We start from the raw sequence: 19813 nt of genomic DNA, 5'->3' as shown, positions 1-19813 counted from the left end.
GGGATAGCCGATCCCTGCGTAGGCAGTAGAAGCGACTGGACCGCTCAGGTGGGCCGCCGTTGTTGCTCGACGTACTGGCGGATGATCGCGAGTGGGGCCCTGCCGCAGGCAGCGGCGAAGTACGACGGGGACCACAGGTGGTCTCGGTGGGCGCGTATCCGGAACTGCTGCCGCAGCCTGCGGGATGAGACGCCCTTGAGGCTGTTCACCAGCTTGGACAGCTGCACGGTCGGCGGGTACTCGACGAGCAGGTGCACGTGGTCGTCCTCCCCGTTGAACTCGACCAGTGCGGCGCCGAAGTCGGCGCACACGTCGGCGAGGACGGGCTGCATGGCTGTCAGGTGCTCGTCGGTGAACACCCCGCGTCGGTACTTCGTCACGAAGACCAAGTGCGCATGTAGGGCGAATACGCACGAGCGACCACGGCGAACCGCTGATTCGTCAGTCATAGACCAATGGAATGATGATCGCGTGCCCACCGTCCGGTACCGGTACCGCGCCTACCCCACTCCGGGGCAGGTCGAGATGCTGGCGCGGACGTTCGGGTGCGCGCGAGTGGTCTACAACGACTTCCTGCGGGTGCGGCAGGACGCGCACACGGCCGGGGAGAAGCTGTCCGACACCGAGGTGCAGCGCCGGGTGGTCACTCTGGCGAAGCAAACCCCGGAACGGGAGTGGCTGGGCGAGGTTGCCTCGGTCGCGCTGGTGCAGGCGTGCCAGGACGCTCGGCGTGCGTACCGGAACCGGTTCGACTCGCTGTCCGGCAAGCGCCGCGGCCGACGGCTGGGTGCGCCGCGGTTCCGGTCGCGGAAGGACAACCGGCAGTCGATCCGGCTCACCCGCAACGGCTTCGCCCTGCGCGACAACGGGCGGGTGTACGTGGCGAAGGTCGGGGACCTGCGCGTCGAGTGGTCGCGTCCGCTGCCGTCGGTGCCGTCGTCGTGCACGGCGATCCGGGAGGCCGACGGCCGGTACTACGTGTCGTTCGTCGTCGAGCGCGACCCCGCGCCGCTCCCGCCGATCACCACCGAGGTGGGCGTCGACCTGGGTCTCGACCGGCTCGCCGTCACCTCCGACGGGGAGGTCATCGCCAACCCCCGCCACCTGCGCAAGGCGCAGCGCCGTCTCGCCCGCGGGCAGCGGGCCCTCGCCCGCAAGCAGCGCGGTAGCGCGAACCGCCGCAAGGCCGTCCGTCGGGTCGCCGTGCTGCACCGCAAGGTGCGGGAGACCCGGCTCGACGCGCATCACAAGCTGGCCCTGCGGCTGGTCCGCGACAACCAAGCGGTCCACCTGGAGGACCTGTCCGTCGCCGGTCTGGCGCGGACGAAGCCGGCCCGGTCGATCCACGACGCGGGCTGGTTCACGCTGGTACGGCTGATCGAGGAGAAGGCCGCCCATCACGGCCGGACCGTCGTCAAGGTCGACCGCAGGTTCCCGTCGTCGCAGCTGTGCTCGACGTGTGGGCACCGCGACGGACCCAAGCCGCTGCAGGTGCGCGCATGGACGTGCACCGCGTGCGGCACCGAGCACGACCGCGACCTCAACGCAGCACGCAACGTGCTCGCCGAAGGACGCCGAATGGCCGCCGGGCTGGCGGACATCAACGCCTGTGGAGCTGGTGTCAGACCGGGACTCGTCTTGGCAATCGGCGACGAAGCAGGAACCCGTCTCGGGGCGCTCGCATGAGCCGTCCTCGAGGAATCCCGGCCGTTCACGGCCGGGAGGAAGTCAAATAATCGGGATCGTGCGACTCCCGATCATCGACCGCGACCCCGCCCGGCTGGCCGCCCGGCACGAGGCGGCGGTGCTGTGGGCCAGCCGTCCCGCCCTGTTCGCGCTGCTGCGCGCCGCGCCGCTGGCCGGGCCGGTGCGGCGGGTGCCCCGGCTGGGCTGGGTGGTCACCGACCCGGTGCTGGCCCGGGCGGTGCTGAACGACCCGGGGCACTTCACGCTGCTCGGCGAGGGCGGCGTCGGGCACCTGTGGGCGCAGGTGCTCGGCGACTACGTCCACCGCATCTTCGACGGCCCCGGGCACGCCGACCTGCGCCGGCGGGCGCGCGACCTGTTCACCGACGCGACGGCCCGCCCGCTGGTCGCGCGGGTGTTCGCGCCCGCGCTGGAACCCGCGGTCGACCGGCTGCGCGCCGGCGGCGAGGTCGACGTGGCCGACCTGTCCCGGCTGCTGGTGGGGCGGATGACGGCCGAGCTGCTCGGGCTCGACCCGCCCGACGGCGGTGACCGGGCCTTCCGCGAGCTGTTCGCCACGGGGGAGCGGCTGGCCCGGCTGGCGCTGGGCAGTGCCGCCTCGACCGCGCTGCCCCCGGACGTGGTCGCCGAGGCGAAGGCGATCATCGGCGAGCTCACCCGCAACGTGCCCCGGGCGTTCGCGCAGGCCCCGGCCGGGACGCTGCTCGGACGCTGCCGCGAGCTGGGCCTGAGCGAGCAGGAGGCGTCCGGGCTCTCGGCGCTGCTGCTGGTGGCCGGCACCGAGACCGCCGCCACCGCGATGACCCGCACGCTCGCCCTGCTGCACGACACCGGCCAGCAGCACCGGCTGGTCGCCGACCCGGAGCTGCTGCCCGCGGCGGTGCGCGAGGGGCTGCGGGTGACCACGCCGGCGCCGGTCATCGGGCGCGGCGTGAGCCGCGACGTCGCCGTCGGCCCGGCCAGGATGCGCGCGGGCGAGCGCGTCCTGGTGCTGACCTACGCGGCGAACAACCGGGCGGGCGGGTTCGACCTGGACCGGCCCTACGCGCCCGAGTCGCGCCAGCTCTGGTTCGGCGCCGGGCGGCACCTGTGCCTGGGTGCCGCGCTGGCCCGCGCCGAGCTGGCGCACCTGGTGACCGGGCTGCTCGCGGCCGGCCCGGTGCGGATCGTCGGGCGCAGCGCGGCCCGCGGGGTGCTCATCCCCTCCTACGCGAGCCTGCGCGTCGTCACCAGCTCGCCGCGCCCGCGAAGCTCGTCGGCGTCGGCCGGTAGCCCAGCACCGTGCGGGCCGCGGTGATGTCCAGCGTGCGCTCCCGGGCCAGGTGGGTGACCGCGTAGCGGGTCAGCCGCGGCGGGCCGGCGTCGGCGGGGCCCCGCCACCGGTGCGCGACCTCGGCCGCGCAGGCCAGCGGCCACGCCAGCGCCAGCGGGACGAACCGGACCCGGGCCGCGACCCCGCGCTCGGCCAGCACCGCGGCCAGCGCGTCGGCGAGCAGGACGGGTGCGTCGTCGGTGACGTTGAAGACGCCGCGGGCGTCGCCGCGCGCGGCCAGCAGGCAGGCCCGGACCAGGTTGGCCACCGAGGTGAGGCTGACCCGCTGGGTCCCGTCGCCCACCGCGACCAGCGCGCCCCGGCGCACCGCCCCGAGCACCCGCGGCAGCAGCGTGGTGTCGCCCGGGCCGTAGACGGCGTGCGGGCGCAGCACGACGGCGTCCGGGCGCCGGTCGCGGACCAGGCGCTCCGCGGCGGCCTTGCTCGCGCCGTAGGCGTCGGGGTAGCGCGCGACGGGGGCGAGGTCCTCGGTGGCCAGCACGGTCGGGCGCCGGGGGTCGTAGACGCTGGCCGTGCTGACGTGCACGAACCGCGCGCCCGGGAAGGACGCCAGCACGTTCGCGGTGCCCTCGACGTTGGCCCGCCACTGCGCGCGGCGGTCGGCGGTGTCGGACACGCTGCCCGCGCAGTGCACCACGGCGTCCACGCGGGGCGGGTCGGGCAGCGGGCCGTCGGTGATGTCCCAGCGGACGTCCGCGCCGCCCCGGCGGCCCAGCGCCAGCACCGACCAGCCTTCCCGCTCCACGGCCCGGCACACCGCCCCGCCGACGAACCCGGTCGCGCCGGTCACCGCGAGGCGCACCGCACCACCTTCCTGAGCGCCTCCCGGTCGGGCTTGTGGGTGCGCCCGGCCCGGGGCACCTCGTCGATCGCCACGACCCGGTCGGGGAACGCCGAGCCGGGCACGACGGCACCCAGCGCGGCGCGCACCCCGTCGAGGGCCGCGCCGGGCTCCAGCACCACCGCCAGCACGACCTCCTCGTCGCCGGTGCGCGCGTCGGGCAGGCCGACCAGCAGGGCGTCGACCACACCGGGCAGCGCGGCGATCCGCGGCTCGTGCAGGCCGGGGTAGATGTTGTGCTCGCCGCGGATGATCATGTCCTTGCGCCGACCGAGCAGCAGCACCCGTCCCGCGTCGTCGACGCGGCCGAGGTCGCCGGTGCGGACCCGGTCGTGGGCCGGCCCGCCCAGGTAGCGCGGGCACACCTGGGGCCCCTCGACGACCAGCTCGTCGTCGACGGCGCCCACGCGCACCCCGGCGGCGGGGGTGCCCATCAGGTCGCCGGGGCCGGTGTGGGCGAGCTTCTCCTCGGCGGTGGCGATCGCGATGGGCGGCGCCTCGGTCATCCCGTAGATGCACAGCACGTCGGCGCCCGGGGCCGCGGCCCGCACCCGGCGCAGCAGCGCGGGCACGACCGGCGCCGCGCCCAGCAGCACCCCGCGCACCCCTGGCCAGCGCGGGGCGACGTCCAGGACGCGGGCCGCGTCGGCGGGCACGAGGAACGCGTGCGTCGCCCGCCGCTCGACCAGCCCGCGGGCGTAGCGGGCCGGGTCGAGCGGGGTGCCCGGCAGCGACCAGCACGCCCCACCGGCCAGCGCGGGCAGGCCGAGCATCAGTTGGTCGGTGTGCACGACGTCGCCGGGCCCCAGCGCGCAGCGTTGCTGCAGCAGCCCCAGCCCGGCCGAGAGCGTGCGCAGCGTGTGCACGACGCCCCGGGGCCGGTCGGTGGTGCCCGAGGTGAAGATCACGACCGCCGGGGCGTCCGGGTCGGGGGCCGGGTCGAGCGGGGGACCGGTGAGCCGGCGCGCGGACAGCGCACCGCGCGGCACGCCGGGCAGCCACGGCCCGGCGCGCAGGTGCCGGACGCCGAGCGCGGCGTAGTCGGGCAGCAGCAGCCCCCGTCGGCGGGCCCAGCGCCGGGCGGGCCGCAGACCGGCGGCGGCGTAGAGCAGCGACTCGGCCGCGGCCCAGCGGGCCCCGGCCAGCTCCGCGCGCCGGGTGAACAGCTCCGCGCCGACCCCCGGGTCGGCGAACACGACCGTGCCCCCGGCCGCGACCACGGCCAGGGCGACCACCAGGGCGTCGGGTCCCGGCCGGATCGAGAACAGCACGCCGTCGCCCGGGCGCAGGCCGTGCGCGCGCAGCCCGCCCGCCGTGGCGCGGATGCGGTGGGCGAGCGCGGCGTAGTCGGTGCGCCGGCCGCGGGCGTCGATCAGCGCGGGGGAGCGCGGGGCCCGCTGGGCGTGCGCGAGTACGTCCTGCAGCAGATCGGACGCGGGGAGGTCGGCCGGGGGCGGCTCAGGCACGGGCCACCTCCAGCACCCGGTAGCCCGGGATGAGCACGCCGGTGGCGTAGCGGCGGCGCACCACCCGCAGCGGGGCGTGCCGCAGCACCGCACCGGCGACCGCCCGGATCTGGGCGGTGGCCAGCGGGTAGCCGATGCAGGAGTGCGGCCCGGAGCCGAACCACAGCCGCCCGAGGTCGGGGCGGGCGCGCTCCGGGGCGAACCCGCGCCCGGGGACCCGCGTGCAGTTGTAGGTGGCGATCACGACCCGCTGGCCCGGTCGCACGCGCACCGTCCCGACGCGCGCCGCCGCGGTGACCGCGCGCAGCATCACCGGGCTCGGCGTGGTGAGCCGCAGCGCCTCCTCCACCGCCGCGCCCGGCTCGGCGTCCTGGCGGTCGTGGTCGCACAGCAGCGCGACCAGCCTGGGCAGGAACGACGCCACGGTCTCGGTGCCGGTCAGGAAGAAGGCGGCCGCGGCGCCGAGCGCCTCCCGCTCGGACAGCCCGAGCTCCCGCATCCGCCCGACCACGGTGCTCGGGTCGCCCGCCGCGTAGGCGCGCGCGGCGGGCCCGGTGATCCCGCCGAGCACCCGCCGCGCCGTCGCCACCTGCCGGTCCGAGAGCTGCTTGGTCGACAGCCGCACGGTCGCGGCGATCTCCTCGCCGCGGGCGAACATCCGCCGGCACTCGGCCTCGTCGGCGTCCAGCCCGACGATCGCGCAGATCACCGCGCCGGCGCAGGTGCGGGCCAGGTCGACCAGGTCGACGGTCCCCCCGGCGGCGAGCCGCCGCTCGGCCCGGGCCAGCGGGGCGGCGAGCACGTCGGCGCAGATCGCCTCCACGGCGGCGGGGGTGAACAGCCCGGCGAGCTTGCGGCGCAGCTCGGTGTGCGCGGGACCGTCCATGTTGAGCAGCACCGACGGCCCGAGCACCGGCGTCCACAGCGCCCCGGACGACCCGCGCCCGCTCTTGCCGAACGCGGTGGTGTCGCGCAGCACCCGGTGGGCCACCGCCGCGTCGTTGACGACGACCCCGATCCCGGGCACCCGCACGACCGGCCCGCAGCGCCCGACCAGGCGCAGGAACGGGAACGCCAGCGGGTGCGCGGCCAGGTGCAGCAGGGTCTCACCCATCGGGCCCCGCCCACCGCACGTCGACGACGTCGGGCCGGACCCGGTGGTCGGCGTACCAGGCCAGCGTGTCGCGCAGGCCGTAGGCCCGCAGCCTGCGCACCGACCCGCGCACCACCGCGTCGTTGCGCCGCCCGTAGGCGTCGGTGATCCGGCGGACGCGGTTGACCAGCGCGCGGTCCTCGTGCACCTCCTCGATCGCGGTGCGCGGGAACCCGCCGCTGGCCTCGTAGAGCCCGGCGGTGATGGCCAGGTTGCAGCCCGGGCACATCACGTAGGGCCCGCGGTAGGCCGGGTCGCGGTTGCCCGGGCGGAACCGGCCGAACACCGCGGCCGCCTCGACGACCGAGGGCAGCAGGGAGCGCTCCCACCAGCGCAGCGCGACCTCGTCGGTGCGCGGGCGCAGCCGCCCGCCGATCAGCTCCAGCCCTGCCGCGAAGCCGCGCCGGATCGCCGCGGTCCAGTCCGGGTCGGGCAGGCAGTCGGCGTCGGTGCGGGCGATGTGGGTGGCGCCGCGGGCGATCGCGTGCCGCACGCCGGTGTCGGCGGCGGCGCCGGTGCCCTTGCGCGCCTCGGTGACCACCTCCACGCCGGCGGCGCGGACGACGTCGGCCGTCCGGTCGGTGCTGGCGTTGTCCACCACGACCAGCCGGAAGTCGCGGTCGCGCTGGGCGGCCAGCGCGCGCAGGGTGGCGCCGATGCCGCGCTCCTCGTCGTAGGCCGGGACGACCACCCAGAGGTCCACGCTCACAGCTCCGCGAACAGCACGCCGAGGCTGACCCCACCGGCCAGCCCGATCAGCGCGACCCGGTCGCCGGGCCCGGCGCGGCCCTGCTCCAGCGCGGTCGCCAGCCCGAACGCCAGGCTGGCCGAGGCCAGGTTGCCGTGCTCGGGCAGCGTGACGACCAGCCGCTCGGCCGGGATCCCGCTGCCCGCCACGAACGTCCGCAGGTACGGCTCGGTCACCTGGTGCACGCAGATCGCCGCGAAGTCGTCCCAGACCAGCCCGGTCTCGGCCAGCGCGGCGTCGAGCGGGCCTCGGCCCAGCGACAGGAACGCCCGGCGCAGCGCGGGCCCGTCCATCCGGAAGTAGGTGGCGTCGGCCTCGCGCGGGTGCGCCGAACCGCCGCCGGGCAGCGTCCCCACCGCCCACTGCGTCGAGTCGGCGACGAACGAGCGGTGCAGGATCCCGCCCGTCGCGGCCGGCTCCAGCAGCACCGCGGCGCCCGCGTCGGCCAGCGTGTAGCCGGGGAAGGCCTCGACGAACTGGGCGAAGTCGCGCACCCGCCAGCGGATCGCGCGCGAGGGCGTCTCGCCCGTGGCGACCAGCACCCGTCGCGCCTGCCCGGTGACGATCATCGCCTCGGCCACCTGGATGCCGTTGAGCAGGCTGTTGCAGGCGTTCTTGACGTCGAAGGTCGGGCAGCTCGCGCCGAGCTTGGCGCACACCATGTGCGCGGTGGCCGGCTCGGCCATGTCCTGCGAGGCCGAGGCGAACAGCACCAGGTCGAGGTCGGCGGTCTCGACGCCGGTGTCGGCCAGCAGCTTCGCCGCCGCGGCCACGGCCAGGTCGGAGGCCTGCACGTCGGGGTCGGCGACCGAGCGGGCCCGGATGCCGGTCATCGCCTCGACGATCCCGGGCCGCGGGGCGAACCCGGCGCTCTCCCGACCCACCCGCTCCTCGACCTCGCGGCTGCTCATCCGCCGCTCGGGCAGGAAGGTCGCCACGCCCGCGATGCGCGCCCTCACGCCGGCACCACCGCCCGTCGGGCGCCGCCGCGGGCCACCGCGACCACCCCGCCCAGCACGGCCAGGGCCGCCAGCGCCTCGCCGGCCAGCGCGACCGGCGTGGCGACGATCCGCTCGCCCAGCCACCAGACCCCGACCGCCACCGCGACCAGCGGGTCGACCGTGGTGAGCACGGCCAGCACGGGCGCGGCCGAGCGGGCCCCGCGGAACGCGTGCTGGCTGAGCACGAACCCGGCCGGCCCGACCACGGCCGCGGCGTACAGCGCGGGGTGCACGGACGCCGCGGCGAGCCCGCCCAGCCGGACCTGCGCCACGACCACCGTGAGCAGCCCCGCCGAGATCCCGTAGCAGGCGCCCGCGGCAACGCCCAGCGCCACCGCCCGCACCTCACCGGTGCTGTGGCGGGCGGCCACGAGCGCGACGACCAGGGCGACGACCAGCAGGACGGCGAGCGCCCCGGCACCCTCCGTCGCCACCGCGCCGGGCAGGGCCGGACCCGGTCGGGCCAGCAGCAGGAAGCCGGCCAGGCCGCCGGCGCACGCCACCGCGCCGAGCACGCTGGTCCGGTCGAGCCGGTGGCGCGCGGCCGACGCGGCCACCAGCACGCTCGTCACCCCCAGCGGCTGCACCAGCGCCACCGGGGCGAACGCGAGCGCGGTGAGCTGCAGCGCCGTCCCCACCCCGACCGCCGCCACGCCCGCGGTCCACTGCGGCTCGCGCACCAGCGCGGCGTCGGCGCGCACCCGGGCGACGACGCGCTGCTGCGCGGCGCTGCCCAGGCCGAAGACCACCGCGGCGCCGAGGGCGAGACTCACCCCCAGGGCGGGGTCTGCGGCTGCGGGGACGGGCATGATCGGAGGCTATCCGCCGCCCGTGACCAGGCCTTCCGTAGCCCTACGCAGTCACGCTGCGCAGTACTGCGGGAAACCACCCCCGCCGTCTCCCGCCGTCCTACGCCTCTTCGGCGCGGCCGCGGCGCTGGATGACCAGCGCCTCCGTGGCCAGGATCCGCAGGGTGCACGGGTGCTGGTAGCGGCCGGTCTGCGCGCCCGCCGAGCAGAGCCGGCACCGGCCGGTCCCGTCGTCGGCGTGCAGTTCCAGCAGTCGCTGCGGCAGCCCACCGCAGCGCGCCGTCTCGGCCGCGAAGCCGTCGAGGCCGAGGAGGGGAGCGGGGTCATGGGCCCATCCAACTCGGCGCAGATAGCAAGGTCAGCACCTACAGTAAAGATCTCCCGATCCGACCAGCCAGTACACCTAGCATGATCGGCATGGCGGATCATCCGCGGCCGGGCGTGCGCTACCTGACCAGCGCCGAGGTCGCTCGCCACCTCGGGGTTGCGCCGCGGACGGTGGGCAAGTGGCCGGAGACCGGCTTGATCACGCCGACCTCGCGCACGCTCGGCGGGCACTCCCGGTTCCTGGTCGAGGACGTCGACCGGCAGGCCGAGGAGATCCGCCGCAGGCGAGGCGACTGAACGGTCTCCTGGTCCTTCGCGTCGCCCGGTCAGTACCTGCTGGTGCGGTGGGAGCGGTCGGCGGACTACCGCCCGGTCCGCGCCCCGTCGAGGGTGGCCAGGCCGTCGAGCAGCCACTCCAGGATCTGCTCGAACGACTGCGGGGGCGGGTCGTGCCGGGCGGGGTCGGCCACCCAGCGGCTGAAGTGCGGGTAGCGGCCGCTCTCGGCGATGGCGGCGTGGAACGGCGCGGCCATCTCGGTGAGCTGCTCGTCGCTGAGCACGCCGTGGCGGGCGCGCATCGCGTTCTCCTCCAGCAGTGCCAGTCCGGAGCCGAACACGTGGCCGAGCACCGTGTTGACCGAACCCGCGGTGGCCGCGGCGTCGAGGCCGAGCGGTTCGAGCTCGGCGAACGCCGCGTCGTACATGGCCAGGGCGTTGGGGCCGAGGGGCGGGCGGGCGAAGGCGAGCCGGGCGAACCACGGGTGCCGCTGGACCGCCTCCCACCCGGTGCGGCCCATGCTGCGCAGCGCGACCCGCCAGCCCTCCCCGCGGCGCACGGTGACGAGCCCGAAGACCTCGTCCATCATCAGGTCGGCCAGGCCGTCCTTGCTGCCCACGTAGCGGTAGAGCGCCATCGGGCTGCGGACGCCGAGGCGCCCGGCCAACGCGCGCATGGTGATCTCGCCGTGCGGCTCGGCGTCGGCCAGGTCCATCGCGGCGGCGACGATCCGCGCGCGGCTGAGCGGCTCGGCGGGGCGGTTGTGCGGGGCCACGTGCGTCGGCTGCGAGGCCGGGGGGCGCACCGCGTCGAACCGCACGGCCGGGGCGGGGCCCGGACCATCGCGGGGCGGGTCGGGAGTCATCGCGGGGGAGTCTAGTGGACGCCGTTCACGGCCTCGTGTACAACGTACATCATGAGTGGACAACGTACACGTTCCGTGCCCGTGCTCCTCGCCGGCGGCGGCCTGGTCGGGCTGACCACCGCCCTCCTGCTGCGCCAGCACGGGGTCGAGGTCACCCTCGTGGAGAAGCGCGCGACGACCTCCGCGCAGCCCAAGGCGCGCCGCTTCCACACCCGCTCGATGGAGGTCTTCCGCGAGCTCGGGCTGGCCGCCACCGTGCACGACGCCGCGAAGGACCTCGTCGGCCACGACCACATGGCGGCGGGGCGCACCCTGGCCGAGGCGGAGCGACTGCCGCTGTGGTCGCCGCCGGGGTCGGCCGAAGCGGAGGCCGACATCTCCCCGGAGCCGCCCACCCTGATCGCCCAGGACCTGCTCGAACCGGTGCTGCGGGCGGCGGCCGTCGACGCCGGGGCGAGCGTCCGGTTCCAGACCGAGCTGACGGCCTTCGACCAGCGCGACGACGGCGTCGTCGTCGAGCTGGTCGACCACGGCCGCGGCGAGCGCGAGTCGCTGCGCGCGCAGTACCTGGTGGCCGCCGACGGCGCCCGCTCCCGGGGGCGCGAGGCCCTGGGCATCACCGGGTCCGGCCGGGGCGCCGTCGGCGCGCCGACGGTCTCCGCGTACTTCCGGGCCGACCTGGGCGAGGTCGTGCGCGGGCGGGAGTTCAACCTGTGCCACATCTCCCACCCGGCGGCCCCCGGCGTGCTGGCCTCGGTCGACGGCCGCCACCGCTGGGTGTACATGGGCCCCGACGGCCTCGACCACGACTGGCCCGCGCTCCTGCGCACGGCGCTGGGCGTGCCGGCCCCCGAGCTCGAGGTCCTGTCGCTGATGCGCTGGCGGGCCGAGATGCTCGTCGCCGACCGCTTCCGCGCGGGCCGGGTGCTGCTCGCAGGCGACGCGGCGCACGTCATGCCGCCGTTCGCCGCCGCGGGGGCCAACACCGGCATCCTCGACGCGCACAACCTGGCCTGGAAGCTGGCCGCGGTGCTGTCCGGGCGGGCGGGACCGGGCCTGCTCGACTCCTACGACGCCGAGCGCCGCGCGGCCGGCTGGTTCGCCGCCGACCAGTCCACCCGCCGCACGGCGGGCTTCGCCGATCCCACCGCCGCGGCAGACCCAACGCTCGCCCATCCCTACGTGCTGGCGGGCGGGCGGTTCCGGTACCCGGCGGGGGCGCTCGTGCTCGGCCCCGACGACGTCGCCGACGCCGAGCCGGTGACGGAGTACGCCCCCGCGGTCCGGGTCGGCACCCCGCTGCCGCACCGCTGGCTCGACGCCGCGCGCACCCGCTCCACCGTGGACCTGGCCGGGCCCGGCTGGGCGCTGCTGTCCGGGGGGCCGACGGCCGCCACCGCCGTCGAGGACCTGCCCGTGCACGCCGTCGAGCTCGACGGTCTGCCGCCCGGGCGGTGCGCGCTCGTGCGCCCCGACCAGGTCGTGGCCTGGCGCGGCGACGATCCGGCCACCGCCACCCGCGTCCGCGCCGACCTGCTGGCCGCGCCCGTCACCGTGTCGGGTTGAGGCCGCGCCCCGTCGGTGGGCCACACTCCTGCGATGGGGAGCGAGCACGGCACGGCGGCGACCGACGTGGCCGTCCTGCTGCGGCGGTGGGTCGACGGCGGGCTGATCACCGCGGAGCAGGCCGAGCGCATCCGGGCCGCCGAGGGCCTCGACGGCACCGACGGCGCCACCGACACCGACGGAATCGACGACACTCACGACACTCACGACACTCACGGTGCGGATGGCATCGGCGAGCCGACCGCACCGCCCCGGTCGGATCCCGGGCCGCAGCCCCAGCGCGGGTCGCTGGTGGCCGAGGGCCTCGGCTACGTCGGCGGGGCGCTGGTGCTGGTCGCCGCGGTGGTCATCTCCGGGACGTTCTGGGACGTGCTGGGCCCGGCCGGCCGGCTCGGCCTGGTGCTGGTGGCCGCCGCCCTGCTGCTCGGGGTCGGGGCCGCGGCCCCCGCCGGGCGCCCCGGCAGCGCCACCGGGAGCGACACCGGCGGCGCCGACGACAGCGGGCGCCGGCTGCGGGCGGTGAGCTGGCTGCTCGGCGAGGTGGCCGCGGCGGGCGCGCTCGGCCTGCTCGCAGGCGAGGTCATCGGCCTGCCCGACGGGTGGACCCCGCTGGTGGCCGCGGGCGGGGCGGCGGCGCTGGCCGCCCTGCTGTGGGCGCGCAGCGCCACCCCGGCCCAGCACGCCGGGTTCGTGGTGGCCGCGGTGATCACCGCGGGCTGCGCGGCCGCGCTCCTGCCCGACGGCGACGAGCACGCCGTCGGGATCGCGGTGTGGGGCGCGGGCGTGGTCTGGCTGCTGCTGGGCTGGGGCGCGGTGGTGGGCGACCGGGTCAGCGCCGACGTGTGCGGCGGCGCCGCGGCCGGCGTCGGGGCCCTGCTCACCGTGGACACCACGGCGGGCAGCGCGCTGGCCGTGCTCACCGCGGCCGTGCTCGTGGTGGCCGGGGTGCTCGCCCGCGACCTGGTGCTGCTCGGCGTGGGCTCGGTGGTGACGCTGGTGACCGTCCCGCTCGTGATGGGCCGGTGGTTCCCCGACGTGCTGTCCGCGGCGCTGGCGCTGCTCGTCGCCGGGGCGCTGCTGGTGCTCGTGGGCCTGCGCACCGCTCGGCGGCGGACCGGGCGCCCGGGCGGGCCGAGCGGCCCCGCGACCGCGGCGCCGCGCACGGCGATCGGGGCGGCCGCCGCCGTCGCGCTCGCCGTGCTGGTCGCGGTGCTGGTCGTCGGGCTGGCCTGAGCTCAGGCCTCCATCAGCGCGCGCAGGGTCCGCAGGTCCTCCTGCACGACACCGGCGTCGCGGTCGAGGTCGGCCTCGGACATGCCGTCGCGGCGGCGCACGCTGAACACGACGTCGCAGCCGTCGCCGTTGGCGAAGACGCGCACGGGGTTGGTCACCACCTCGCCGGTGGGCAGCGTGACGTCGTGGTCGAGCACGCCGAACTCGTTGGCCTCGGCGAAGGCCACCTTGACCCGGCCCATCGGGGAGTCGGTGACCCAGTCGCCGTCGATCAGCTCCACCGTCGACCCGGCCAGGCCCGCCGCCCACTGCGGAAGGTTGGCCGGCGCGACGGCGAAGTCGTAGACCTCCCGCCATGGCCGGGCGATCGAGATGCTGAGGTGTCGTGACTCGAACATCTCGCGATGATGGCAGGGCGCACCGACCGCCGTCGGGAAACCCGGGTGCCCCGACGGGGCCCGTGCCCGATACTCCCGCGACGTGGGCCATGTGGACGTCGCCGCGGTGCGATACGAACTGCCGGACGGCCGGGTCCTGCTCGACGACGTGTCCTTCCGGGTCGGTGAGGGCGCGAAGGTGGCGCTGGTCGGGGCGAACGGCGCGGGCAAGACCACGCTGCTGCGCATCGTGAGCGGCGATCTCGACCCGCACGGCGGCACGGTGACCCGCTCCGGCGGGCTCGGGGTGATGCGCCAGTTCGTCGGGCACGGCGTGGTCGGCGCAACCGGCGGACCCCCCGACCCGCCGACCGACCCGACGGTGGCCGACCTGCTGCGCTCGGTCTCCCCGCCGCGGGTGCGGGTGGCCGCGGCCGAGGTCGACCGGTGCGAGCTCGTGCTGATGGACACCGACGACGAGCGCGCCCAGATGGCCTACGCCAGGGCGCTGGCCGAGTACGCCGACGCCGGCGGCTACGACGTCGAGGTGGTCTGGGACGTGTGCACCCAGGCCGCGCTCGGGCTTCCCTACGACCGCGCCCGCTTCCGCGCGCTGTCCACGCTGTCGGGCGGCGAGCAGAAGCGGCTGGTGCTGGAGTTCCTGCTGCGCGGCCCGGACGAGGTGCTGCTGCTCGACGAGCCCGACAACTACCTCGACGTGCCCGGCAAGGTCTGGCTGGAGCGGCGCGTCCGGGAGTCGCCCAAGACCGTGCTGTTCGTCAGCCACGACCGGGAGCTGCTGGCCAACACGGCCACCCGGGTCGTCACCGTGGAGCTGGGGGCCGCGGGCAACACCGCATGGACCCACCCCGGCGGGTTCGCCTCCTACCACCAGGCGCGCCGCGACCGGTTCGCCCGCTTCGAGGAGCTGCGCAGGCGCTGGGACGAGGAGCACGCCAAGCTGCGCGCGCTGGTGCTGATGTACAAGCAGAAGGCCGCCTACAACGACGGGCTGGCCAGCCGCTACCAGGCCGCGCAGACCCGGCTGCGCAAGTTCGATGAGGCCGGCCCGCCCACCGAGCAGCCGCGCGAGCAGCACGTGCGCATGCGGCTGACCGGCGGGCGCACCGGCAAGCGGGCCCTGGTGTGCACGGCGCTGGAGCTCAGCGGGCTGATGCGACCGTTCGACCTGGAGGTCTGGTACGGCGAGCGGGTGGCGGTGCTGGGCTCCAACGGCTCGGGCAAGTCGCACTTCCTGCGGCTGCTGGCCGCCGGCGGCACCGAACCCGACGTCGAGCACCGCCCGGCCGGTGCGGTCGTCGTCGAGCCGGTGGCACACACCGGCACCGCCGCGCTCGGCGCGCGGGTGCGCCCGGGCTGGTTCGCCCAGACCCACGACCACCCCGAGCTGGTCGGGCGCACGCTGGTGGAGGTCCTGCACCGCGGCGACGAGCACCGCGACGGGATGGGCCGCGAGCAGGCCGGGTGCGTGCTGGCCCGCTACGAGCTGGCCCAGGCCGCCGAGCAGCGGTTCGAGTCGCTGTCGGGCGGGCAGCAGGCGCGGCTGCAGATCCTGCTGCTGGAGCTGTCCGGGGCCACGATGCTGCTGCTCGACGAGCCCACCGACAACCTCGACGTGGCCTCGGCGGAGGCGCTGGAGGCCGGGCTCGCGGCGTTCGAGGGCACGGTGCTGGCGGTCACCCACGACCGCTGGTTCGCCCGCGGCTTCGACCGCTTCCTGGTCTACGGCGCCGACGGCGCGGTCTACGAGTCCGACGCCCCGGTCTGGGACGAGTCCCGCGTGCAGCGCGCCCGCTGAGCGGCGCGGCGGCTACCGTGGGCCGGTGACCTGGCTGGGCACCTTCCTGATCGTGGCCGCGGTGGTCGTCGTGCTCGGTCTGGTGGCGGCGGCCCTGCTCGACCGGCGCGCCCGGGCGCAGGGCCGCGAGCTGCGCCCGCTCCCGGTGCGCGACCGCGTCCGGCCCCTTCCGCAGCGGCGCCCGCTCGGGCGCCGCCGCCCCGGTGATCGCCCCGGGTAAGGGAACTGTCACCGGCGGGCAACTGCCCGCTCACACGGTGCGCTCCTAGCGTTTCGGGCCATGAAGAAGATTCTGGGAATCGTCATCCTGCTGGCGCTGGGCGGCTTCATGGTCCTCGGGGGGATCGGCCAGACGACCACCGACGAGGTGACGTGCGGCGGCGAGGTCATGGTGCCGGGCGACATCTGCCAGGAGATCCGCAACGGCTCGACCACCGAGTACACCTACGAGCAGCAGAAGGAGAGCGACCGCAGCTCGGGCTGGGTGCTGGTCGGCATCGGCGGCGTCCTGCTGGCCATCGGGCTCGCCACGGGGGCGGCCACGGTGCTGCGGCGCGGGCGACCGGCTCCGGTGCCCGCTCCGCCCCCCGGCCCCGCCCCGTACCCGGGCCCGGCGCCGTACCCCGGCCCGGCCCCGTACCCGCACCGGGGCGCGGCCCCCCACCCCCAGCCGCACCCCGGCGCGGCGCCGGCTCCGTACCCGCACCGGTGAAGGCGGACCCGGGTCCGCTCCGGCCGGGGGAGCGGAGCGGACCCGGGACGGCGACGACCAGCCGGTTGGACAGGAACTTAGCTAGTTAGCATACTGCCATTGTGATCGACGTCGACCTGCTCAGGGCGCTGGCCAACGACAAGCGCCTGCTGGTGCTGGAGTGGCTGCGCGACCCGGAGGCGCACTTCCCGCCCCAGCGCGACGGGGACCTCGTCACCGACGGGGTCTGCTCGCTGTTCATCGCCGAGAAGCTCGGGGTCAGCCAGCCCACCTGCGGCGAGCACCTCAAGGTGCTCAGCCGGGCGGGCCTGCTGCGCTCGAAGAAGGTCAAGCAGTGGGTGCTCTACCGGCGCGACGAGGAACGCATCGAGCGGGCCCGCGCCGAGCTGGGGGGCCGGTGGTGACCGGCACCGAGCCCGCCACCGAGCTCCCGATCACCCCCGCAGAGGTCGAGCGCACCAGGGCGCTGATCGCGCCCTGGGTCCGGCGCACCCCGGTCGTCGCGCTCGATCCGGCCGACCTGGGCGTCGCGCAGGCGCCCGGCGGCCTGGTGCTGAAGCTGGAGCAGCTGCAGCGGGCCGGGTCGTTCAAGACCCGCGGCGCCTTCGCCAACCTGCTGCTGCGCGCAGTCCCGGACGTCGGCGTGGTCGCGGCCTCCGGCGGCAACCACGGGGTGGCCGTGGCGCACGCCGCCCAGCGGCTCGGCGTGCGGGCCCGGATCCACGTCCCCACCATCTCCGCCCCCGCCAAGATCGCCGCCATCCGGGCGAGCGGTGCCGACCTGGTGGTCGACGGCGACCGGTACGCCGACGCGCTGGCCGGCGCCCGGGAGTGGGAGCGGCGCACCGGCGCGCTGCCGGTGCACGCGTTCGACCAGCGCGAGACCCTGCTCGGCACCGCGACGCTCGGCGCGGAGCTGCTCGTCCAGCTCGGCGGCGGCCACGACCCCGGATCCGACCCGGGATTCGACACGGTGCTCGTCCCGGTGGGCGGCGGCGGGCTGCTCGGCGGCGTGGCCGCCCGGCTGGCCGGCGTGGTGCGCGTGGTCGGGGTCGAGCCGGTCGAGGCGCCCACGCTCACCACGGCGCTCGCCGCCGGCGGCCCCGCCGACGCCCCGACCGGGGGCATCGCCGCCGACGCGCTGGCCCCGCGCCGGGTGGGGGAGCTGGTGTTCCCGATCGTGGCGCGGCACGTCGAGCGGGTGGTGCTGGTCGACGACGCCGCCATCGTCGGTGCGCAGCGGGCCCTGTGGGCGGCGGCCCGGCTGGTCGCCGAGCCGGCCGCCGCCGTGGGCCTGGCCGCGCTGCGCAGCGGCGCGTACCGGCCCGCCCCGACCGAGCGGGTCGTGGTGCTGGTGTCCGGCGCGAACACCGACCCGGGGGCCGTCGCCGCGCCCTGACCGCCCTCAGGCCGGCGGGCGGATGCGGCGGGTGCGCACCGCGTCGACGGCCCCGAGGTGGGCCAGCACCTCGGCCAGCAGGGCGCGGGCCGCGTCGACCCGCGCCGGGCCGAGCGCCGCGGCGAGCTCGGCGTCGAGCGCGCCGCGGTGGCGCCTGCCCGCGGCCACCGCCGCGCGCCCGCGCTCGGTCAGCCGCAGCAGCCGGGTCCGCCCGTCGCGGTCGGAGGGTCGGCGCTCGAGCAGGTCGCGGCGCTCCAGGTCGGCGACGGCCTTGGAGGCGGCCTGCTGGGTGACGTCCATCCGACCGGCCAGATCGGTGATCGACAGCGGTCCGGCCAGCACGTGCTGGAAGACCACGCCGTCGTGCACGCGGAGGTCGCCGAAGCCGTCGGCGGCCAGCCGGCGCAGGAGCTCGTCGGCCATCGCCCAGCCGGCGAACATGCTGATGTCGGAGAGGTCGAGGTCGGCGACGGGCACTTCCACAGCCATGGTTGTGCATCCTAGCCGGACGGGCTAACTTCACAACCATGGTTGTGAGAAGTGGACCCGAGGTCCCGCTGGTCACCTCTTCCGACACCGAGGCGCTCGACGCCTTCGTCCGGGTCGCGCACCGCGTCGTCTGGGCCGCGGTCGCCACCGTCGACCGCCGCGGCCGGCCGCGCTCGCGCGTGCTGCACCCCTACTGGCAGCGCACCCCGGACGGGCTGGTCGGGTGGGTGTTCACCCGTCCGACGCCGCTCAAGCTCGCCCACCTCGCGGCCGCGCCTTTCGCGTCGTGCACCTACTGGGACCCGGGCGCCTACGAGACCGCGGTGGCCGAGTGCGACGCGGCGCTGGTGGGCGACGCGGCCACCCGCCGGCTGGTCTGGGACCTCTTCGCCCAGGCGCCGCAACCCCTCGGCTACGACCCCCGCATCCTCGGCGTGGACGGGCCGCTCGACGAGGCGATCGTCGTGCTGCGGCTCGAGCCGTGGCGTCTGAGCACGGGCGGGGCGCTGCCCACCGCGCCGCGCCACGGCTGGGTCAGGCCTGCCGCCGCGTGAGCGCGACGAGGTAGCGGCAGCCGGTGGCCGTCGGGTTGACGTAGCGACACGGCATCGGGGGACCGAGCTGCAGGCAGTCGCCCGTGGACAGCTCGTGCACCACGTCGCCCTCGTGGAAGTCCAGCCGGCCGTCGAGCACCCAGATCTGGTGGTGCACGAACGCGTAGGTGTCGGGCGGGAAGGCGACGTCGGCCCCGCCGGGCAGCTGCACCTCGACCAGCTCCAGCGGTCCGCCCGGCGCGGGGGAGACCGCGCGGCGCCGGTAGCCGGTGCCCGGGTCGGTCCAGACGGGCTGCTCGGCGCGGCGCACCAGCCGGCTGCGCCCGGCGCCGGGCCCCTCCTCCGCCCGCGCGACCAGCTCGGACAGCGTCATGCCGAGCGCGCCGGCGAGCCTGCCGAGCAGGGCGGCGGTGGGGTGCGCGGCGCCGCGCTCGATCTTGCCGATCATCGCCCGGGACACCCCGGACCGGGCGGCGAGCGCCTCGGTCGACAGGTCGCGCGCCCGGCGGGCGGCCTGCAGCGTCGCGGCCAGGGAGGAGGACAGGGGATCGATCACGGTTGTTTATTATAGGAGCGCTCCTGCTTACTATCGTCGCATGACGACCATTCGCGCGGCGTCCGTGCGCGATGCCGAGGCCTGCGCCGCGATCTACGCCCCGTACGTCACCGACACGGCCATCACCTTCGAGACCGAGCCGCCCTCCGCCGCGGACATGGCCGGGCGCATCGCGGCGTCCGCCGACCGCCACGCCTGGCTGGTGGCCGCCGAGGGCCCCGACGACGACCGGATCGTCGGGTACGCCTACGGCGCGCCGTTCCAGGCGCGCCCGGCGTACCGGTGGTCCTGCCTGGTCAGCGTGTACCTGCAGGTGGGCAGGCGGCGCACCGGCCTCGGCCGGGCGCTCTACGCCGAGCTGCTGGAGCGGCTGGCCGCCCGCGGCTACCGGACCGCGGTCGCCGGCATCACGCTGCCCAACGAGGCGAGCACGGGCCTGCACCGGGCGATGGGCTTCGAGCACGTCGGCACCTACCGGCGGATCGGTTGGAAGTTCGAGTCCTGGCACGACGTGGCCTTCAGCCAACTGGCGCTGGGCGCGGAGGCGGGTCCGCCGGTCGAGGTGGCCTGATCGGATTTGA

23 protein-coding genes are annotated in these 19813 nt (G+C 76.3%); 12 read left to right on the top strand and 11 right to left on the bottom strand.

Going from position 1 to position 19813, the window contains the following annotated elements; genetic code table 11:
* Positions 1–44 precede the first annotated feature (44 nt).
* The gene (gene tnpA, locus KDL28_RS35760; protein ID WP_252445925.1) at positions 45–449 is read right to left on the bottom strand and encodes an IS200/IS605 family transposase; all 405 of its coding nucleotides are present in this window, start codon (positions 447–449) and stop codon (positions 45–47) included.
* Between tnpA and KDL28_RS35755 the strand changes: the two genes are divergently transcribed.
* On the top strand, positions 331–1686 hold the full coding sequence (locus tag KDL28_RS35755) for an RNA-guided endonuclease InsQ/TnpB family protein (protein WP_308216113.1): 1356 nt from the start codon (positions 331–333) through the stop codon (positions 1684–1686). The two genes, tnpA and KDL28_RS35755, sit on opposite strands and share 119 nt — an antisense overlap.
* Before the next feature lie 58 nt (positions 1687–1744).
* Positions 1745–3004, top strand: coding sequence for a cytochrome P450 (locus KDL28_RS41880; RefSeq protein WP_252445858.1), 1260 nt, complete (start codon positions 1745–1747; stop codon positions 3002–3004).
* On the opposite strand, the gene KDL28_RS35745 is transcribed toward KDL28_RS41880, so the two are convergent.
* Genes KDL28_RS35745 through KDL28_RS35720 form a run of 6 tightly spaced genes read right to left on the bottom strand, consistent with a single transcriptional unit; the run spans position 2934 to position 9058 of the window.
* On the bottom strand, positions 2934–3842 hold the full coding sequence (locus KDL28_RS35745; RefSeq protein ID WP_252445857.1) for an NAD-dependent epimerase/dehydratase family protein: 909 nt from the start codon (positions 3840–3842) through the stop codon (positions 2934–2936). The two genes, KDL28_RS41880 and KDL28_RS35745, sit on opposite strands and share 71 nt — an antisense overlap.
* Positions 3827–5347, bottom strand: a complete 1521-nt coding sequence (locus KDL28_RS35740) for a class I adenylate-forming enzyme family protein (protein ID WP_252445855.1) — start codon at positions 5345–5347, stop codon at positions 3827–3829. The genes KDL28_RS35745 and KDL28_RS35740 overlap by 16 nt, the downstream gene beginning before the upstream one ends.
* On the bottom strand, positions 5340–6461 hold the full coding sequence (locus KDL28_RS35735) for a cytochrome P450 (protein ID WP_252445854.1): 1122 nt from the start codon (positions 6459–6461) through the stop codon (positions 5340–5342). Before KDL28_RS35735 ends, KDL28_RS35740 begins: the two co-directional genes overlap by 8 nt.
* Positions 6454–7203: a glycosyltransferase family 2 protein gene (locus KDL28_RS35730; protein ID WP_252445852.1), complete on the bottom strand. Its 750-nt coding sequence runs from the start codon at positions 7201–7203 to the stop codon at positions 6454–6456. The genes KDL28_RS35735 and KDL28_RS35730 overlap by 8 nt, the downstream gene beginning before the upstream one ends.
* Before the next feature lie 2 nt (positions 7204–7205).
* Positions 7206–8207, bottom strand: a complete 1002-nt coding sequence (locus tag KDL28_RS35725; protein WP_252445850.1) for a 3-oxoacyl-ACP synthase III family protein — start codon at positions 8205–8207, stop codon at positions 7206–7208.
* Entirely contained in the window at positions 8204–9058 is an 855-nt protein-coding gene (locus tag KDL28_RS35720) for a DMT family transporter (protein WP_252445849.1), read from the bottom strand. The genes KDL28_RS35725 and KDL28_RS35720 overlap by 4 nt, the downstream gene beginning before the upstream one ends.
* 417 nt (positions 9059–9475) lie before the next feature.
* On the opposite strand from KDL28_RS35720, the gene KDL28_RS35715 reads away from it, so the two are divergent.
* Positions 9476–9682: a helix-turn-helix domain-containing protein gene (locus tag KDL28_RS35715; RefSeq protein WP_252445847.1), complete on the top strand. Its 207-nt coding sequence runs from the start codon at positions 9476–9478 to the stop codon at positions 9680–9682.
* 65 nt (positions 9683–9747) lie between these two features.
* On the opposite strand, the gene KDL28_RS35710 is transcribed toward KDL28_RS35715, so the two are convergent.
* Positions 9748–10527: a TetR/AcrR family transcriptional regulator gene (locus tag KDL28_RS35710; protein ID WP_252445846.1), complete on the bottom strand. Its 780-nt coding sequence runs from the start codon at positions 10525–10527 to the stop codon at positions 9748–9750.
* 75 nt (positions 10528–10602) lie between these two features.
* Here KDL28_RS35710 and KDL28_RS35705 point away from each other — a divergent pair, with 75 nt between their 5' ends.
* Positions 10603–12093 (top strand): FAD-dependent monooxygenase, encoded by a 1491-nt coding sequence (locus tag KDL28_RS35705; RefSeq protein WP_252445844.1) that lies wholly within the window; start codon positions 10603–10605, stop codon positions 12091–12093.
* A gap of 33 nt (positions 12094–12126) precedes the next feature.
* Positions 12127–13326 (top strand): hypothetical protein, encoded by a 1200-nt coding sequence (locus KDL28_RS35700; RefSeq protein WP_252445842.1) that lies wholly within the window; start codon positions 12127–12129, stop codon positions 13324–13326.
* A gap of 2 nt (positions 13327–13328) precedes the next feature.
* On the opposite strand, the gene KDL28_RS35695 is transcribed toward KDL28_RS35700, so the two are convergent.
* Positions 13329–13724, bottom strand: coding sequence for an SRPBCC family protein (locus KDL28_RS35695; protein ID WP_252445841.1), 396 nt, complete (start codon positions 13722–13724; stop codon positions 13329–13331).
* An 82-nt stretch (positions 13725–13806) separates the two neighbouring features.
* On the opposite strand from KDL28_RS35695, the gene KDL28_RS35690 reads away from it, so the two are divergent.
* From KDL28_RS35690 to KDL28_RS35670, 5 genes are all read left to right on the top strand, one after another.
* The gene (locus KDL28_RS35690; RefSeq protein WP_252445839.1) at positions 13807–15522 is read left to right on the top strand and encodes an ABC-F family ATP-binding cassette domain-containing protein; all 1716 of its coding nucleotides are present in this window, start codon (positions 13807–13809) and stop codon (positions 15520–15522) included.
* A 25-nt stretch (positions 15523–15547) separates the two neighbouring features.
* Positions 15548–15742, top strand: a complete 195-nt coding sequence (locus tag KDL28_RS35685) for a hypothetical protein (RefSeq protein WP_252445837.1) — start codon at positions 15548–15550, stop codon at positions 15740–15742.
* A 60-nt stretch (positions 15743–15802) separates the two neighbouring features.
* Positions 15803–16234 carry a hypothetical protein gene (locus KDL28_RS35680; RefSeq protein WP_252445836.1) on the top strand — a complete coding sequence of 144 codons (432 nt, stop codon included), beginning with the start codon at positions 15803–15805 and terminating at the stop codon, positions 16232–16234.
* A 101-nt stretch (positions 16235–16335) separates the two neighbouring features.
* Entirely contained in the window at positions 16336–16638 is a 303-nt protein-coding gene (locus tag KDL28_RS35675; protein WP_308216111.1) for an ArsR/SmtB family transcription factor, read from the top strand.
* Positions 16635–17633 carry a serine/threonine dehydratase gene (locus KDL28_RS35670; protein WP_252445834.1) on the top strand — a complete coding sequence of 333 codons (999 nt, stop codon included), beginning with the start codon at positions 16635–16637 and terminating at the stop codon, positions 17631–17633. Before KDL28_RS35675 ends, KDL28_RS35670 begins: the two co-directional genes overlap by 4 nt.
* Before the next feature lie 6 nt (positions 17634–17639).
* On the opposite strand, the gene KDL28_RS35665 is transcribed toward KDL28_RS35670, so the two are convergent.
* Positions 17640–18122, bottom strand: a complete 483-nt coding sequence (locus tag KDL28_RS35665) for a MarR family winged helix-turn-helix transcriptional regulator (protein WP_252445833.1) — start codon at positions 18120–18122, stop codon at positions 17640–17642.
* 38 nt (positions 18123–18160) lie between these two features.
* Between KDL28_RS35665 and KDL28_RS35660 the strand changes: the two genes are divergently transcribed.
* On the top strand, positions 18161–18676 hold the full coding sequence (locus KDL28_RS35660) for a pyridoxamine 5'-phosphate oxidase family protein (RefSeq protein WP_252445831.1): 516 nt from the start codon (positions 18161–18163) through the stop codon (positions 18674–18676).
* Here the strand turns inward: KDL28_RS35660 and KDL28_RS35655 are convergent.
* The gene (locus KDL28_RS35655) at positions 18657–19232 is read right to left on the bottom strand and encodes a helix-turn-helix domain-containing protein (protein ID WP_252445830.1); all 576 of its coding nucleotides are present in this window, start codon (positions 19230–19232) and stop codon (positions 18657–18659) included. The two genes, KDL28_RS35660 and KDL28_RS35655, sit on opposite strands and share 20 nt — an antisense overlap.
* A gap of 40 nt (positions 19233–19272) precedes the next feature.
* Between KDL28_RS35655 and KDL28_RS35650 the strand changes: the two genes are divergently transcribed.
* Positions 19273–19803, top strand: coding sequence for a GNAT family N-acetyltransferase (locus KDL28_RS35650; RefSeq protein WP_252445828.1), 531 nt, complete (start codon positions 19273–19275; stop codon positions 19801–19803).
* The last annotated feature ends 10 nt before the right edge of the window (positions 19804–19813 follow it).

The sequence above is a fragment of the Pseudonocardia humida genome (assembly GCF_023898865.1).
GTDB lineage: Bacteria > Actinomycetota > Actinomycetes > Mycobacteriales > Pseudonocardiaceae > Pseudonocardia > Pseudonocardia humida.
The sequence above is the reverse complement of the archived record's forward strand: the minus strand, read 5'-3'. Positions and strand labels throughout refer to the sequence as shown.

Coding starts and splice junctions, on each gene's coding strand:
- KDL28_RS35755 (WP_308216113.1), top strand. CDS start 331: ATGGCTGTCAGGTGCTCGTCGGTGAACACCCCGCGTCGGTACTTCGTC.
- tnpA (WP_252445925.1), bottom strand. CDS start 449: ATGACTGACGAATCAGCGGTTCGCCGTGGTCGCTCGTGCGTATTCGCC.
- KDL28_RS35735 (WP_252445854.1), bottom strand. CDS start 6,461: ATGGGTGAGACCCTGCTGCACCTGGCCGCGCACCCGCTGGCGTTCCCG.
- KDL28_RS35720 (WP_252445849.1), bottom strand. CDS start 9,058: ATGCCCGTCCCCGCAGCCGCAGACCCCGCCCTGGGGGTGAGTCTCGCC.
- KDL28_RS35715 (WP_252445847.1), top strand. CDS start 9,476: ATGGCGGATCATCCGCGGCCGGGCGTGCGCTACCTGACCAGCGCCGAG.
- KDL28_RS35710 (WP_252445846.1), bottom strand. CDS start 10,527: ATGACTCCCGACCCGCCCCGCGATGGTCCGGGCCCCGCCCCGGCCGTG.
- KDL28_RS35700 (WP_252445842.1), top strand. CDS start 12,127: ATGGGGAGCGAGCACGGCACGGCGGCGACCGACGTGGCCGTCCTGCTG.
- KDL28_RS35695 (WP_252445841.1), bottom strand. CDS start 13,724: ATGTTCGAGTCACGACACCTCAGCATCTCGATCGCCCGGCCATGGCGG.
- KDL28_RS35680 (WP_252445836.1), top strand. CDS start 15,803: ATGAAGAAGATTCTGGGAATCGTCATCCTGCTGGCGCTGGGCGGCTTC.
- KDL28_RS35665 (WP_252445833.1), bottom strand. CDS start 18,122: ATGGCTGTGGAAGTGCCCGTCGCCGACCTCGACCTCTCCGACATCAGC.
- KDL28_RS35660 (WP_252445831.1), top strand. CDS start 18,161: ATGGTTGTGAGAAGTGGACCCGAGGTCCCGCTGGTCACCTCTTCCGAC.
- KDL28_RS35650 (WP_252445828.1), top strand. CDS start 19,273: ATGACGACCATTCGCGCGGCGTCCGTGCGCGATGCCGAGGCCTGCGCC.